Annotated in this window: 14 protein-coding genes; 12 read left to right on the top strand and 2 right to left on the bottom strand. The window is 66.5% G+C overall.

The features are described 5' to 3' along the window. Nucleotides 1–4: 4 nt before the first annotated feature. A complete protein-coding gene (locus HTA01S_RS05070; RefSeq protein ID WP_068167492.1) occupies nt 5–745 on the bottom strand; it encodes a Crp/Fnr family transcriptional regulator in 741 nt (246 codons plus the stop codon). Between the two features lie 189 nt (nt 746–934). On the opposite strand from HTA01S_RS05070, the gene HTA01S_RS05075 reads away from it, so the two are divergent. The 10 genes from HTA01S_RS05075 (at nt 935) to HTA01S_RS05120 (ending at nt 12,355) form a co-directional block, all read left to right on the top strand. Continuing rightward, nucleotides 935–2,881, top strand: a complete 1,947-nt coding sequence (locus HTA01S_RS05075) for an AMP-dependent synthetase/ligase (protein WP_068167493.1) — start codon at nt 935–937, stop codon at nt 2,879–2,881. A 79-nt stretch (nt 2,882–2,960) separates the two neighbouring features. Then, nucleotides 2,961–3,746 (top strand): ABC transporter ATP-binding protein, encoded by a 786-nt coding sequence (locus HTA01S_RS05080; RefSeq protein ID WP_068167494.1) that lies wholly within the window; start codon nt 2,961–2,963, stop codon nt 3,744–3,746. A gap of 16 nt (nt 3,747–3,762) precedes the next feature. Beyond that, nucleotides 3,763–4,692, top strand: a complete 930-nt coding sequence (locus tag HTA01S_RS05085; protein WP_068167495.1) for a branched-chain amino acid ABC transporter permease — start codon at nt 3,763–3,765, stop codon at nt 4,690–4,692. A 159-nt stretch (nt 4,693–4,851) separates the two neighbouring features. Continuing rightward, a complete protein-coding gene (locus HTA01S_RS05090) occupies nt 4,852–5,928 on the top strand; it encodes a branched-chain amino acid ABC transporter permease (protein ID WP_068167496.1) in 1,077 nt (358 codons plus the stop codon). 76 nt (nt 5,929–6,004) lie between these two features. Beyond that, the gene (locus HTA01S_RS05095) at nt 6,005–7,342 is read left to right on the top strand and encodes an ABC transporter substrate-binding protein (protein ID WP_068167497.1); all 1,338 of its coding nucleotides are present in this window, start codon (nt 6,005–6,007) and stop codon (nt 7,340–7,342) included. Nucleotides 7,343–7,527: 185 nt separating this feature from the next. Next, entirely contained in the window at nt 7,528–8,340 is an 813-nt protein-coding gene (locus tag HTA01S_RS05100; protein WP_068167498.1) for an ABC transporter ATP-binding protein, read from the top strand. Nucleotides 8,341–8,464: 124 nt separating this feature from the next. Then, entirely contained in the window at nt 8,465–9,718 is a 1,254-nt protein-coding gene (locus HTA01S_RS05105; RefSeq protein WP_068167499.1) for a phenylacetate--CoA ligase family protein, read from the top strand. Between the two features lie 134 nt (nt 9,719–9,852). After that, entirely contained in the window at nt 9,853–10,836 is a 984-nt protein-coding gene (locus tag HTA01S_RS05110; RefSeq protein ID WP_068167500.1) for a tripartite tricarboxylate transporter substrate-binding protein, read from the top strand. Nucleotides 10,837–10,961: 125 nt separating this feature from the next. Next, nucleotides 10,962–11,381, top strand: coding sequence for a hypothetical protein (locus HTA01S_RS05115; protein ID WP_174545176.1), 420 nt, complete (start codon nt 10,962–10,964; stop codon nt 11,379–11,381). Beyond that, the gene (locus HTA01S_RS05120; RefSeq protein ID WP_068167501.1) at nt 11,330–12,355 is read left to right on the top strand and encodes a Bug family tripartite tricarboxylate transporter substrate binding protein; all 1,026 of its coding nucleotides are present in this window, start codon (nt 11,330–11,332) and stop codon (nt 12,353–12,355) included. Before HTA01S_RS05115 ends, HTA01S_RS05120 begins: the two co-directional genes overlap by 52 nt. Before the next feature lie 200 nt (nt 12,356–12,555). Here HTA01S_RS05120 and HTA01S_RS05125 read toward each other — a convergent pair whose 3' ends face one another. After that, nucleotides 12,556–12,882, bottom strand: coding sequence for a DUF1840 domain-containing protein (locus HTA01S_RS05125; protein ID WP_068167502.1), 327 nt, complete (start codon nt 12,880–12,882; stop codon nt 12,556–12,558). A gap of 123 nt (nt 12,883–13,005) precedes the next feature. Between HTA01S_RS05125 and HTA01S_RS05130 the strand changes: the two genes are divergently transcribed. Continuing rightward, nucleotides 13,006–15,459 (top strand): bifunctional salicylyl-CoA 5-hydroxylase/oxidoreductase, encoded by a 2,454-nt coding sequence (locus HTA01S_RS05130; protein ID WP_068167503.1) that lies wholly within the window; start codon nt 13,006–13,008, stop codon nt 15,457–15,459. Next, the gene (locus tag HTA01S_RS05135) at nt 15,456–15,956 is read left to right on the top strand and encodes a MarR family winged helix-turn-helix transcriptional regulator (RefSeq protein ID WP_068167504.1); all 501 of its coding nucleotides are present in this window, start codon (nt 15,456–15,458) and stop codon (nt 15,954–15,956) included. Before HTA01S_RS05130 ends, HTA01S_RS05135 begins: the two co-directional genes overlap by 4 nt. Nucleotide 15,957: the final 1 nt, after the last annotated feature.

Genomic DNA, 15,957 nt, shown 5'->3' on the forward strand with positions numbered 1-15,957 from the left:
CCCGTCAGTCAGGCAAGCCATCGAGCGCGCCCGCGCGCAGCGCGGGCAGATCGAGCACGCGCAGGCCACCGTATTCCACCCGGATCCAGCCCTTGGCCGACAGCGTGGACAGCGCTTCGTTGACCCGCTGGCGCGACAGGCCCACCAGGTAGGCCAGCTCCTGCTGGGTGATGCGCAGGATGCCGCCCACGTTGGGCGAGAGCAGCGGGTGGAACAGCGCGGCAAGGTTGCGCGCCACGCGCAGGTCGGGGTTGTTGATGCGGTCGATCTCGCGCGCGGCGATGAACTGGCCGAGCCGTTCGTTGAGCTGGTGCATGACGAAGCGGTTGAAGCCGAGCGAGTGGTCGAGCAGCCAGTCGAACGTCTCAACCGGCAGGCCGGCCACACGGCTCTTGCGCAGCGCCTGGATGTTGTAGCGGTAGTGCTCGTGCTTGAGCACGGTGCCTTCGCCGAACCAGCCGCCGGGCGCCACGCCGGTGAAGGTGATGACCGGCCCCATGGAGTCGTCGTTGCTCATCTTGAGCAGACCATCGACCAGGCCGAACCAGTAGGTGACGGGTCGTCCGATGCGGCAGATGTATTCGCCGGCCAGCACTTCGCTGACCACCAGCGCATCGCGCGCACGCGCGCTCTCGCTCGCGGTGAGGCTGTGCAGCCAGGGGATTTCCGCCAGCTCCTGGGCGGTGGGTGGGCGGGCGCGTTCGCGCAGCGCGGTGCCGGTGCGGCCGGGCGTCACAGGGGTCATGGCGAGCGATCGGATGGGGTGCAAATCCTAGGGAAAGTCCTAGGAGGGTAGACCCGTCAATTGTCGTCGCACGGACAACATAACGTCAAACGTCGGCCTACCATCCGCACCAGAATGAATCGACCGTGGTGGGGTCGCGCTGCCTTCACAGTGAGCGCCCCCACGGCCCAGCCCCAGGAGACTTCGGCAATGCAAACGACTTTCCCCCGGCTCTTGCTGGACCACGCGAAACGCCGCCCGGGCGCGGCGGCGATGCGTGAGAAGGAATACGGCATCTGGCAGACCACCACCTGGGCCGGCATGGCGCAGCTAGTGGAAGCGATCGCCTGCGGCCTGCACCAGGCCGGTCTGCGGCGTGGTGAGCACATGGTGGTGATCGGCGCCAACCGGCCCCGGCTCTACGCCACCATGCTGGCCGCGCAGTCGCTGGGCGCGATCCCCGTGCCGCTGTACCAGGACGCGGTGGGCGCCGAATGCGTGTTCCCCATCAACAACGCCGAGGTGCGCTTCGCGGTGGTGGAAGACCAGGAGCAGGTGGACAAGATGCTCGAAATCCGCGACCGTTGCCCGCAGCTCTCGCACATCTACTACGACGATCCGCGCGGCCTGCGCAACTACGACCAACCCGGCCTGGGCGCGCTCGAAGAACTGATGGGCGCGGGCCAGGCGTTCGCGAAGATCCACCCCCAGCTGTTCCAGCAGCAGGTGGACATGGCACAGCCCGACGACGTGGCCGCGATGTTCTTCACCAGCGGGACCACCGGCAACCCCAAGGGCGTGGTGCACACGCACAACACGCTGATCGACCGCGCGGCCGTGGGCGCGCGCTTCGACAAGCTGACCGAAAACGACGAGGTGCTGGCCTATCTGCCGCCGGCCTGGATCGGGCAGAACATCTTTTCCTACGCGCAGTGGCTGGTGGCCGGCTACGTGGTGAACTGCCCGGAGTCGGGCGCCACCGTCACCATCGACCTGAAGGAAGTGGGGCCCACCTACTACTTCGCGCCGCCGCGCGTGTTCGAGGGCCTGCTCACCACGGTGATGATCCGCATGGAAGACGCGGGCGCGATCAAGCGCAAGATGTTCCACACCTGCATGGACGTGGCGCGCCGCGTCGGCCCGGACAAGCTCGACGGCAAGCCGGTGGGCCTGCTGGACTCGATCAAGTACGCGCTGGGCAACGTGTTCGTCTACGGCCCGCTGCGCAACAGCCTGGGGCTCTCCCGCGTGCGGGTGGCCTACACCGCCGGTGAGGCCATCGGCCCGGATCTGTTCAGCTTCTACCGCTCCATCGGCATCAACCTCAAGCAGCTCTACGGGTCCACCGAGACCGCCGTGTTCGTCTGCCTGCAGCCCGACAACGAAGCGCGCGCCGACACCGTGGGCGTGCCCTGCGAGGGCGTGGAGATCAAGCTCAGCGACACCGGCGAGATCCTGGTGAAGTCGCCCGGCCTGCTCAAGGGCTACTACAAGAACCCCGAGGCCACGGCCGAGGTGTTGACGGCCGATGGCTGGTACCACACCAGCGACGCGGGCTTTATCGACGCCTCGGGCCACCTGAAGATCATCGACCGCGTGAAAGACGTGGGCCGCATCAAGGGCGGTGCCAACGATGGCGCCATGTTCGCGCCCAAGTACGTGGAGAACAAGCTCAAGTTCTTCTCGCACATCAAGGAGGCCGTGGCCTACGGCGACCAGCGCGAGAAGGTCTGCGCGATGATCAACATCGACTTCGAGGCCGTGGGCAACTGGGCCGAGCGGCGCAACCTGCCCTACGCCGGCTACACCGACCTGGCGCAGAAACCCGAGGTGTACGAGCTGATCCGCGAGTGTGTGGAGAAGGTCAACGCCGACCTGAGCCGCGACGAGCTGCTGGCCGGCAGCCAGATCAGCCGCTTCCTGGTGCTGCACAAAGAACTCGACGCCGACGACGGCGAACTGACCCGCACCAACAAGGTCCGCCGCGGCTTCATCGCCGACAAATACAGCGTGCTGGTAGACGCCCTCTACGGCGGCAAGACCGAGCAGTACATCGAAACCCAGGTGAAGTTCGAAGACGGCCGCACCGGCAGCGTGAGCGCCACGCTGAAGGTGGACGACGCCAGGACCTTTGCACCCGTGAAAGCAGCCGCATGAGACACGCCGGACCGCTCCAAGTGGCGATGACCCCCTCGGGGGGCAGCGCAGTACATGAAATGACCAGCGTGGGGGCACGATGAGCCAGAAAAAGATCGGCGACGTCATCCTCGACGTTCAAAACATCAGCCTGCGCTTTGGCGGCGTGAAGGCGCTGACCGACATCTCCTTCAACGTGAAGGAACACGAGGTGCGCGCCATCATCGGCCCCAACGGCGCGGGCAAGAGCTCCATGCTCAACTGCATCAACGGTGTGTACCAGCCGCAGGAAGGTTCGATCAACTTCCGCGGCAAGACCTTCAAGCACATGAACAGCCGCCAGGTGGCGGAGATGGGCATTGCGCGCACCTTCCAGAACCTGGCGCTGTTCAAGGGCATGAGCGTGATCGACAACATCATGACCGGGCGCAACCTGCGCATCAAAAGCAACCTGTTCCTGCAGGCGCTGCGCATCGGCCCGGCCCAGCGCGAGGAAGAGCAGCACCGCGAGTACGTCGAACACATCATCGACTTCCTGGAAATCCAGGCGCACCGCAAGACCCCCGTGGGCCAGCTGCCCTACGGCCTGCAGAAGCGGGTGGACCTGGGCCGCGCGCTGGCGATGGAGCCGCAGGTGCTGCTGCTGGACGAACCCATGGCCGGCATGAACCTGGAGGAGAAGCAGGACATGAGCCGCTTCATCCTCGACGTGAACGACGAGTTCGGCACCACCATCGTGCTGATCGAACACGACATGGGCGTGGTGATGGACATCAGCGACCGCGTGGTGGTGCTCGACTACGGCAAGAAGATCGGCGACGGCACGCCCGACGAGGTTCGCAACAACGAAGAAGTCATCAGCGCGTACCTCGGTACAAGCCACTGAACACGGAGACAACAAGATGGCATTCTTTTTAGAGACTCTCCTCGGTGGCCTCATGGCCGGCATGCTGTATTCGCTGGTGGCGCTGGGCTTTGTGCTGATCTTCAAGGCCTCGGGCGTGTTCAACTTCGCGCAGGGCGCGATGGTGCTGTTCGCCGCGCTGGCCATGGCCCGCTTCTCCGGCTGGATTCCGCAGTGGCTGGGCCTGGAGAACAAGCTGCTCGGCAACGTGCTGGCCTTCGCGCTGGCGGCGGTGCTCATGTTCGCGCTGGCCTGGCTGATCGAGCGCCTGGTGCTGCGCCATCTGGTGAACCAGGAAGGCGTGACCCTGCTCATGGCCACGCTGGGCATCACCTACTTCATCGACGGCCTGGGCCAGACGCTCTTCGGCTCGGACATCTACCAGATCGACGTGGGCATGCCCAAGGACCCGGTGTTCCTGTTCGAGAGCACCTTCGAGGGCGGCGTGCTGGTCAACCTGGAAGACGTGTACGCCGCCTGCGTGGCCGCGCTGCTGGTGGCCGTGCTCTCGCTGTTCTTCCAGAAGACCGGCACTGGCCGGGCCCTGCGCGCGGTGGCCGACGACCACCAGGCGGCGCAGTCCATCGGCATCCCGCTCAACCGCATCTGGGTGATCGTGTGGTTCGTGGCCGGCATCACCGCGCTGGTGGCCGGGATCATCTGGGGCTCCAAGCTGGGCGTGCAATTCTCGCTGACCACGGTGGCCCTGCGCGCCCTGCCGGTGATCATCCTGGGCGGCCTCACTTCGGTGCCCGGCGCCATCATCGGCGGCCTGATCATCGGCGTGGGCGAGAAGCTCTCCGAGGTCTACCTCGGCCCTTACGTAGGCGGTGGCATCGAGATCTGGTTTGCGTACGTGCTGGCGCTGGTGTTCCTGCTGTTCCGGCCGCAAGGTCTGTTCGGCGAAAAAATTATTGACCGCGTGTGACATGAAGCACCCCCTGCGCCGCTTCGCGTCTTCCCCCTCTCTCGCCTTCGGCGGGAGGGGGATGCTCCCAGTGGCCCGGCAAAGCCGGTTCCACGGGAGCTCTGGGCAAGACATTTCCCGCCGGGTCGGGTGATGGTGAACAACTAAGGAAATTGACAGATGTTCTATCGTGAAAACGGTCAATTCAAGACCTCCTACCGCACCGACCAGCAGATCTTCCCGATCGCGCAGGACCGCTGGGCCATCCTCGTGCTGATCGCGTTCGCCTTCATCGGCGTGCCGATGCTGGCCGACGAATACATGTTCCGCGCCATCCTGATCCCGTTCCTGATCCTGGCGCTGGCCGCCCTGGGCGTGAACATCCTGGTGGGCTACTGCGGCCAGATCTCGCTGGGCTCGGGCGCCTTCATGGCGGTGGGGGCCTACATGGCCTACAACACCTACATCCGCATCGAGGGCATGCCGCTGATCATCGCCCTGCTCTCGGGCGGCTTCTTCGCCACGCTGGTGGGCATGTTCTTCGGCATCCCGAGCCTGCGGGTGAAGGGGCTCTACCTCGCGGTGGCGACGCTGGCGGCGCAGTTCTTCTGCGACTGGGCCTTCCTGCGCATCGGCTGGTTCACCAACAACAACGCCTCGGGCTCGGTCTCGGTGTCCAACCTGCAGGTGTTCGGCCTGTCCATCGAAACGCCGCTGCAGAAATACCTGTTCTGCCTGGCCTTCCTGGTGGTGTTCGCGCTGCTGGCGAAAAACCTGGTGCGTTCGGCCATCGGCCGCGAGTGGATGGCGATCCGCGACATGGACGTGGCCGCCGCGGTGATCGGCATCCGCCCCATGTACGCCAAGCTCAGCGCCTTCGCGGTCAGCTCGTTCATCGTGGGCGTGGCCGGTGCGCTCTGGGGCTTCGTGCACCTGGGCTCGTGGGAACCGGCGGCCTTCTCCATCGACCGTTCGTTCCAGCTGCTGTTCATGGTGATCATCGGCGGCATGGGTTCCATCATGGGCAGCTTCTTCGGCGCGGCCTTCATCGTGGTGCTGCCCATTTTCCTGAACCAGTTCCTGCCGGCCTTGGGCGCGCTGTTCGGCGTGGAGATTTCCACCGCCGCCGTGTCCCACACGGAGTTCATGGTGTTTGGCGCGCTGATCGTGTGGTTCCTGATCGTGGAGCCGCACGGGCTGGCCAAGCTCTGGAGCATCGGCAAGCAGAAGCTTCGCCTCTGGCCCTTTCCACACTAGTTATGGCTCCCCCCTTTCGCTGCGGTTTCAACGATTTCTTGCGTGTGTGTTTGAACGTTCCTTTAGGAGACAAGTGATGAAAATGCGTAATCTGGTTCTCTCCGTGTCGCTGGCCTGTGCCGCCCTGTCGGGTGCCGTGGTCCCGACGGCTGCCATGGCCCAGGCCAAGGAGCAGTTCTTTCCCTCACTGGTGTACCGCACCGGCGCCTACGCGCCCAACGGCGTGCCCTTCGCCAACGGCTATGCCGACTACCTCAAGCTCACCAACGCCCGTGGCGGCATCAACGGCGTGAAGGTCTCGTTTGAAGAGTGCGAAACCGGCTACGCCACCGACCGCGGCGTGGAGTGCTACGAACGCCTGAAGGGCAAGAACGGTGGCGCCACGGTGTTCCAGCCGCTGTCCACCGGCATCACCTTCGCTCTGACCGAAAAGGCCCCGGGCGACAAGATTCCGCTGATCACCGCCGGCTATGGCCGCAGCGAGTCGGCCGATGGTGGCGTGTTCAAGTGGAACTTCCCGATCGCCGGCACCTACTGGGTGGCGGCCGACGTGCTGATCCAGCACATCGCCAAGAAGGAAGGTGGCTACGACAAGCTCAAGGGCAAGAAGATCGCGCTGGTCTACCACGACAGCCCCTACGGCAAGGAGCCGATCCCGCTGCTGCAGGAGCGCGCCGCCATGCACGGCTTCTCGCTGAGCCTGCTGCCCGTGACCCACCCCGGCGTGGAGCAGAAGGCCACCTGGCTGCAGATCCGCCAGAGCCGCCCCGACTACGTGCTGAACTGGGGCTGGGGCGTGATGAACTCCACCGCGCTGAAGGAAGCGCAGGCCACCGGCTACCCGCGCGAGAAGATGTACGGCGTGTGGTGGGCCGGTGCCGAACCCGACGTGAAGGACGTGGGTGCGGGCGCCAAGGGTTACAACGCCATCACCATGCAGCACGGCACCGAAACCGGCTCGGCCGTGGTCAAGGAGATCCTGGACAAGGTGCACGCCAAGGGCGAAGGCACAGGGCCGAAGGAAGAAGTGGGCCAGGTGCTCTACATGCGCGGTCTCATGAGCGCCATGTTCGCGGTGGAGGGTGTTCGCGCCGCACAGGAAAAGTACGGCAAGGGCAAAGTGGTCACCGGCGAGCAGGCGCGCTGGGGCTATGAAAACCTCAACCTCACGCAGGCCAAGCTCGACGCGCTGGGCTTCAAGGGCGTGATGCGCCCGATCTCCACCAGCTGCCAGGACCACATGGGCGCGGCCTGGGCCCGCATCCACACCTGGGACGGCAGCAAGTGGGCGTTCAGCAGCGACTGGTACCAGGCCGATGAACAGATCATCAAGCCCATGGTCAAGGCCGCGGCCGACAAGTACGCCGCCGAGAAGAAGCTGACCCGCAGGACGGGTCAAGACTGTCAGTCTTGACCCACCCCCGCCGCCGCTGCGCGGCGACCCCCTCAAGGGGGCGACACCTGCGGCCCGGCAAAGCCGGTTCCGCGGTGTCCCCGGATGGGGTCACCTCACTTGCGGCGGGTCTCGGCGGCTGACTTCAGCCGCCATCCACAAGACCGGCGCGCCGCGTCTTGTGAATGGTTCACGAGGAACACACCATGAGCACCACTCCCAACATCGTTCTCAACGTCAACGGCATCGAGGTCATCTACAACCATGTGATCCTGGTGCTGAAGGGCGTTTCGCTCAACGTGCCCGAGGGCAAGATCGCTGCCGTGCTGGGTGGCAACGGCGCGGGCAAGACGACCACGCTGCGCGCCATCTCCAACCTGCTCAAGGCCGAGCGCGGTGAGGTCACCAAGGGCAGCATCGAGCTGCGCGGCGACCGCATCGAAAACCTCACGCCGGCCGACCTGGTGAACCGGGGCGTGGTACAGGTGATGGAAGGGCGGCATTGTTTTGCCCACCTGACCATCGAGGAAAACCTGCTCACCGGCTCCTACACGCGCACCGACAAGGGCGAGATCGCGGCGAATCTGGAGAAGGTCTACAACTACTTCCCGCGCCTGAAGACGCGCCGCACCTCGCAGGCGGCCTACACCTCGGGCGGCGAGCAGCAGATGTGCGCCATCGGGCGCGCGCTCATGACCAACCCCAGCGTGATGCTGCTCGACGAGCCCTCGATGGGCCTGGCGCCGCAGATCGTGGAAGAGGTGTTCGAGATCGTGAAAGACCTCAACACCAAAGAGAAAGTCACCTTCCTGCTGGCCGAGCAGAACACCAACATGGCGCTGCGCTATGCCGACTACGGCTACATCATGGAATCGGGCCGCATCGTGATGGACGGCGCCGCGGCCGACCTGCGCAACAACGAGGACGTGAAAGAGTTCTACCTGGGCATGGGCGGCGGTGAGCGCAAGTCGTTCAAGGACGTGAAGTCGTACAAGCGCAGAAAGCGTTGGCTCGCTTGATGGCCAACCCCCGCGCCGCCTTCGGCGTCACCCCCTCAAGGGGGCTTTGCTCCTGGCCCGGCGAAGCCGGTTCCACCGCGTTCTGAGATTACTCCCCCTCACACCACTTCTGTAGTTTTCAGCCATGACCCAATTCTTTGATGCCCTGGAAACCCGCTCCCCTGACGAGCGTGAGGCGGCGCAGATGGCTGCGTTGTCGGTGCAGATCGCGCATGCGCAGGCGAACAGCCCTGCGTTTGCCGAGCTGCTGAAGGGGGTGGACGCGGCTGGCGTGAACAGCCGCGAAGCGCTCGCGCGCCTGCCGGTGATCCGCAAGCACGAGTTGCTGGACAAGCAGAAGGCCTCGCGCACCGCGGGCGGCGATGCCTTCGGGGGGTTTTCGACCCTGCTACGTGGCCCCGCGATGTCGCGGGTGTTCGCCTCGCCGGGCCCGATCTACGAACCCGAGGGCGCCTCCAAGGACTACTGGCGCGCCGGCCGCGCCCTGTATGCCGCCGGCTTTCGCGCGGGCGAACTGGTGCACAACAGCTTCAGCTACCACATGACACCGGGCGCCTTCATCCTGGAGTCGGGCGCGCACGCGGTGGGCTGCACCGTGTTCCCCGCCGGCACCGGCCAGACCGAACAGCAGCTCGACGCCATGCTGGCGCTCCAGCCCGACGGCTACACCGGCACGCCCAGCTTTCTGCGCATCCTGCTGGAAAAGGCGGCCGAGAGCGGTGCCGACATCCGCAGCCTGACCAAGGCCTCGGTCGGTGGCGAGGCCTGCCCACCGAGCCTGACGGCCTGGTTCAAGGAACAGAGCGTGGACGTGTACCAGACCTACGCCACCGCCGACCTCGGCCTTGTGGCCTACGAGACCCGCGCGCGCCAGGGCCTGGTGCTGGAAGAAGGCGTGATCGTGGAGATCGTGCGCCCGGGCACGGGCGACCCGGTGCCCGAGGGCGAGGTGGGCGAGCTGGTGGTGACCAGCCTGAACCCGGCCTACCCGCTGATCCGCTTCGGCACCGGCGACCTGTCCGCGATCCTGAGCGGCACCTGCCCCACCGGGCGCACCGCGCCGCGCATCAAGGGCTGGATGGGGCGTGCCGACCAGACCACCAAGATCAAGGGCATGTTCGTGCACGCCTCGCAGGTGGCCGAGATCGTGCGGCGTTTCCCCCAGGTGCAGAAGGCCCGGCTGGTGGTCAGCGGCGAAATGGCCAACGACCGGATGAACCTGCTGGTCGAGACCACGGACACCACCGACGGCCTGCGAGCGCAGCTGGAAGCGGCGGTGCGCGAGGTCACCAAGCTGCGCGGCGAGATCCAGGTGGTGAGCCCGGGCAGCCTGCCCAACGACGGCAAGGTGATCGAGGACGCGCGGAGTTATCAGTAGCCCGCCTGACCGGCCATGACATCGCTCAAACACAGGGTTTCCCCCGAGTGCCGGATACGTACTTCCCGCGATTTTTGTCTTGTGTCCAGGGACTACGATTCAGCGTCGAATATTCAACCCATAGGAGCATCTGCATGAACAAGATCCTGGCTTTTGCCTTGACCGCTGCCGTCTCGTCGGGCGCCTTCGCCCAGGACTTCCCCAGCAAGCCCATCACCCTGGTGGTGCCCTTCGCTGCAGGCGGCCCCACCGACCTGGTGGCCCGCCAACTGGCCGAAGCCCTGCGCAAGCCCCTGGGCGGCGCCACTGTGGTGGTGGAAAACGCAGCCGGTGCCGGCGGCACCATCGGCGCCACCAAGGTCGCTCGCGCCACGCCCGACGGCCACACCCTGCTGGTCTGGCACATCGGCATGGCCGCCACCACCAGTCTGTACCGCAAGCAGCAGTTCAAGCCGCTGGAAGACTTCGAGTACCTGGGCATGATCAACGACGTGCCCATGACCCTGCTGGGCGCGCCCAAGCTGCCGGCCAAGACCTACCGCGACTTCGAGAACTACATCCGCGCCAACGGCGGCAAGCTCAACCTGGCGCACGCCGGCCTGGGCTCCGCTTCGCACCTGTGCGGCCTGATGTGGCAGTCGGCCGTGAAGCTGGACAAGTCCATGACCACCATCGCCTACCGCGGCACCGGCCCGGCCATGAACGACCTGATCGGCGGCCAGGTGGACGTGATGTGTGACCAGACCACCAACACCACCAGCCAGATCGAGGCCGGCCGCGTCAAGGCCTTTGCCGTGACCACGGCCAAGCCGTTGTCCAACCACAAGCTGCTCAAGGACTACCCCTCGCTGCAGGAGATGGGCCTGAAGGGCTTCAACCTGACCATCTGGCACGCCATGTATGCCCCCAAGGGCACGCCGGCCGACGTGACCAAGAAGCTCAATGACGCTTTGCAGGTCGCTCTGAAGGACCCCGAGTTCATCAAGCGCCAGGAAGCGCTGGGCGCCGTGGTGGTGAACGACAACCGCGTGACCCCGGCCGGTCACAAGGCCTACGTGGCCGGCGAGATCACCAAGCTTAAAACCGCCATCGACGCGGCCGGTCAGTTCGCAGACTGACCGTTGACCACCCCTGCGGCGCTGCGCGCCGTCCCCTCAAGGGGACGATGCCAGTGGCCCGGCGGAGCCGGTTCCACGGCATCCACTCGGCCAAGGCACGCGCGCCAGCGAGGGGAGAGGCCGACATGATCCCGACCCGGGTGGTGGATTCCATCGCCGAGCTGCAGCCCGCCGACGCGGGCTGCATTGCCTTGAGCGGTTCACACGGGGGCCTGAGCGCCGCCCGCTATGCGCTGGCCGTGCGGCCGCTGCTGTCGGTGTTCAACGATGCGGGCGTGGGCAAGGACGCGGCGGGTGTCGCCGGTCTGACGCTCTTGCAGGCCCAGGGGCTGGCCGCCTGCACCGTGTCGCATACGAGCGCCTGCATCGGGCAGGCCGCTTCTACACTCGCCTGCGGCGTGGTCAGCCACGCCAACGAAGCGGCGCGCGCGCTGGGCATCGTGACGGGCCAGCCCCTGCGGCCGCAGTTGCAGACCCTCACCAGGAAACACCCATGCGCGCCAGCCCCCGACCACCCAGCCCTCGCACCCGGCGCCGACAACTGATCGCGCTCGCCACCCTTGGCGCCACCGCGCTGCTGCCGGGCCTGGTCGCGGCGCAGGGCGCGTGGCCGTCCAAGCCGGTGCGCATCGTGGTGCCCTTTGCCCCGGGCGGCACCACCGACATCCTCGCGCGCGTGCTGGCGCCCGAGCTCAGCAAGGCCCTGGGTCAGCCTGTCGTGGTGGACAACCGGGGAGGTGCCGGCGGCAACATCGGCGCCGACCTGGTGGCCAAGGCGCCCGGCGATGGCTACACCCTGCTCATGGGCACCGTCGGCACGCACGGCATCAACAAGTCGCTCTACGCCAGTCTGCCCTACGATCCGCAAAAAGACTTTGCCCCCATCACCCTGGTGGCCGGTGTGCCCAACGTGATGGTCATGAACGCCAAACGAGCGCAGGAACTGGGCATCCAGTCGGTACCGGATTTCGTGCGCTACGCCAAGGCCCATCCGGGCCAGCTCAACATGGCGTCCAGTGGCAACGGCACCTCCATCCACCTCGCGAGCGAGCTGTTCAAGGCGCGCACCGGGATCTTCATGACCCACATCCCCTACCGCGGGTCCGGCCCGGCCCTGAAGGACCTGATCGGCGGGCAGATGGACGTGATGTTCGACAACCTGCCCTCGGCCATGCCCCACATCCAATCGGGCCACCTCAAGGCGTTCGCGGTGACCAGCGCGGTGCGCTCGGACAGCATGCCCGAGCTGCCCACGGTGGCCGAAGCCGGTGCCCTGCCAGGTTTCGAAGCCAGTTCCTGGTTCGGCCTGCTCGCGCCCGCGGGCACGCCGCCCGACATCGTCAACCGCCTGCAGCAGGAGACCACGAAGGCGCTCAACCTGCCCGCGGTGAAAGCCCGCCTGCTGTCGCTCGGGGCCATCCCCGGCGGCGACACACCGCAAGCATTCGCCCGCCAGATCGAAGCCGAGATCAGCAAATGGGCCCCGGTGGTGAAAGCCTCGGGCGCGAAGGTGGACTGACCCGCGCAGCGGCGGAGCGTGGGGGCCACAGGGCCAGCCGCCGGGCCGCCCCAAGGCAGGCCCAGCCCCCTCGGGGGGTAGCGACCCGCGTAGCGGCGGAGCGTGGGGGCGACACGATCCGGCGCAGGGCCGCCCCAAGCCGGATCAGCCCCCTCGGGGGGTAGCGACCCGCGCAGCGGCGGAGCGTGGGGGCTACAGCTTCACACACCCCAGACAACGTCCACCTTGGCCTGCTCGCAGCGCTTGAGCATCTCGATGAACGGGGCACAGCGCATGCGCAGGCTCACCGTCTCGAATTCCGGCGGCAGCTCGCCCTGAGCAGCGGCCTCTTCCTTCAGCCGCTGGTGCTCGGCTTCTTCGGCCACGATCGCGTCCTGCAACGCCCGCACCGCGGCGGCCATCTGATCGGGCTGCACCACACCGGGGCCCGAGGGATCCTTGCCCAGGATTTCCAGGATGCGTTTGCCATGCGGTTGCAGCATGACGAGATCGCCGGTTTCACGTGATTTAAAGCGGTACAGGGACATGATCGCCTCCTAGGGTTGATGGTTCATTCTTGCACCAACGGTGCGGCCGGGCCACCGGTTGGGTCAACGACATACGGGTTTTCCCGGTTGGCGCGATATATTTCAGGTCTAAACTAATTAGACATGAACACCTCTATCCCGGCGCTGCGGCGCATCCTGTGCATCGGTGGCGGCCCCGCGGGCCTGTATTTCGCCCTGCTCATGAAGCGGCGCGACCCCTCGCTCACCGTCACGGTGGTCGAGCGCAACCGCCCGTTCGACACCTTCGGCTGGGGCGTGGTGTTCTCCGACCAGACACTCCAGAACCTGAAAGTGGCCGACCCGGAGTCGGCCCAACAGATGGCCGACGCCTTCAACCACTGGGACGACATCGAGGTGTTCTACAAGGGCGGGCACGTGCGCTCCACCGGCCACGGCTTCATCGGCATCGGCCGCAAACGCCTGCTCAACATCCTGCAGGAGCGCTGCCTCGCACTGGGTGTGGACCTGGTGTTCGAAACCGACGTGACCGACGATCAGGCGCTCGCCCAGCAGTACAACGCCGACCTCGTGATCGCCAGCGACGGTCTGAACAGCCGCATCCGCACGCGCTACGAAGCCACCTACCGGCCCGACATCGACACCCGCAAATGCCGCTTCGTCTGGCTCGGCACGAAGAAGACCTTTGACGCCTTCACCTTCGCTTTTGAACAGACCGAACACGGCTGGTTCCAGGCGCACGCCTACAAGTTCGACGGCGAGACCTCCACCTTCATCGTCGAGACCCCGGAAGACGTGTGGCAGGCCCACGGCATCGAGCAGATGAGCCAGGAAGACGGCGTGGCCTTCTGCGAAAAGCTGTTCGCGAAATACCTCGACGGCAACGCCCTCATCAGCAACGCCAAACACCTGCGCGGCTCGGCCAACTGGATCCGCTTCCCGCGCGTGATCTGCCAGACCTGGGTGCATTGGCAAGACATTGCAGGCAAAAAGACACCCATCGTGCTCATGGGCGACGCCGCCCACACGGCCCACTTCTCCATCGGCAGCGGCACCAAGCTCGCGCTGGAAGACGCGATCGACCTGGCCGACGAATTCACGCGCCACGCCAACGCCGACATGGCCGAGGTGCTGCAGGGCTACGAAGCGCGCCGCAGTGTGGAGGTGCTGAAGATCCAGAACGCGGCGCGCAACTCCACCGAGTGGTTCGAGAACGTGGACCGCTACACCGGCATGGACATTCAACAGTTTGCCTACTCGCTGCTCACCCGCAGCCAGCGCATCAGCCACGAAAACCTGCGCCTGCGCGACCCGCAGTGGCTGGAGGGTTACGAGGCGTGGCTGGAGGCTCGCTACCCCCACGCTCCGCCGCTGCGCGGGTCGCTGCCCCCCGAGGGGGCTGATCCGGCTAGGGGCGGCCCGGCGCCGGATCGTGTGGCACGACACCCCACCCCGCCCATGCTGCTGCCGCTCACCGTGCGGGGCCTCACGCTGAAGAACCGCATCATCGTCTCGCCCATGGCGCAGTACAGCGCCACCGATGGCGTGGCCGGCGACTACCACCTGGTGCACCTGGGCGCGCGCGCCCTGGGTGGCGCGGCGCTGGTGATGGTGGAGATGACCAGCCCCACGCCCGAGGGCCGCATCACCCCGGGCTGCACCGGCCTGTGGAACGACGCCCAGGAAACCGCGCTGCGCCGCATCGTGGATTTCGTGCACAACAGCAGCAGCGCCAGGATCGGCCTGCAGCTCGGCCACAGCGGTGCCAAGGGTTCCACCCAGCTCGGCTGGGAACAGATCGACGAGCCGCTGCCCAGCGGCAACTGGCCGCTGCTCTCGGCCAGCGCCCTGCCCTACGGGCCGCAGAACCAGGTGCCGCGCGCCATGACCCGGGCCGACATGGACGCGATGACGGCGGCCTTCGTCGAGTCCACCCGGCGCGCCACCGCCGCGGGCTTCGACTGGCTCGAACTGCACTGCGCCCACGGCTACCTGCTCTCGGCCTTCATCTGCCCGCTCACCAACCAGCGCACCGACGAATACGGGGGCTCGCTGGAGAACCGCTGCCGCTACCCGCTCGAAGTGTTCACCGCCGTGCGCGCGGTGTGGCCGGCCGACAAGCCCATGAGCGTGCGCATCTCGGCCCACGACTGGGCGCCCGGCGGCAACACCCCCGACGACGCCGTGGCCATGGCCCGCCTGTTCAAGGCCGCGGGCTGCGACGTGATCGACGTGTCCTCGGGCCAGACCACGCGCGCGGCCAAGCCGGTCTACGGCCGCATGTACCAGACGCCGTTCGCCGACCGTGTGCGCAACGAGGCCGGCATTCTCACCATGGCCGTGGGCGCCATCACCGAAGCCGACCACGCCAACAGCATCATCGGCGCCGGCCGCGCCGACCTCTGCGCCGTGGCCCGCGCCCACCTGGCCGACCCGGCCTGGACGCTGCACGAAGCCGCCAAGCTGCAAACCCGCGCCATTCAATGGCCGCGGCCCTACGAAAGCGGGCGCGACCAGCTCTACCGCGAGATCGCGCGCCAGCAGAGCCTGCAGGCGGCCACCCCCCTGGCCCAGGCCGCCCCCGAGGAAACCGCATGAACATCCCGCTCGACCTCGAAGCCCGCGCCCACAGCGAACACGCGCAGTCGCTGCGGCTGTGGCTGCGGCTGCTGACCTGTTCGCAACTGATCGAAAAGCGCGTGCGCGCCGGGCTGCGCGAGCAGTTCGACACCACGCTGCCACGCTTCGACCTCATGGCCCAGCTGGAGCGCCACCCCGAGGGCCTGAAGATGAAGGAGTTGTCGCACCGGCTCATGGTCACGGGCGGCAACGTCACCGGGATCACCGACCAGCTGGTGGCCGAAGGCCTGGTGGAGCGCATGGGCGTCGAAGGCGACCGTCGCGCCTTCCTGGTGCGGCTCACGCCCGAGGGCCGCAGCGCCTTCGAGCACATGGCCACGCAACACGAACAGTGGATCGTCGACGCTTTCGAGGGCCTCAGCCCACGCGATCTGGACAACCTGCACAAACTGCTGGGCAAGGTCAAACAACACCAGCTCGACATCAATCAACGCATGGGCGAAGCCAGCGAGTAAA

Source organism: Hydrogenophaga taeniospiralis CCUG 15921, assembly GCF_001592305.1.
GTDB classification, from domain to species: Bacteria; Pseudomonadota; Gammaproteobacteria; order Burkholderiales; family Burkholderiaceae_C; genus Hydrogenophaga; species Hydrogenophaga taeniospiralis.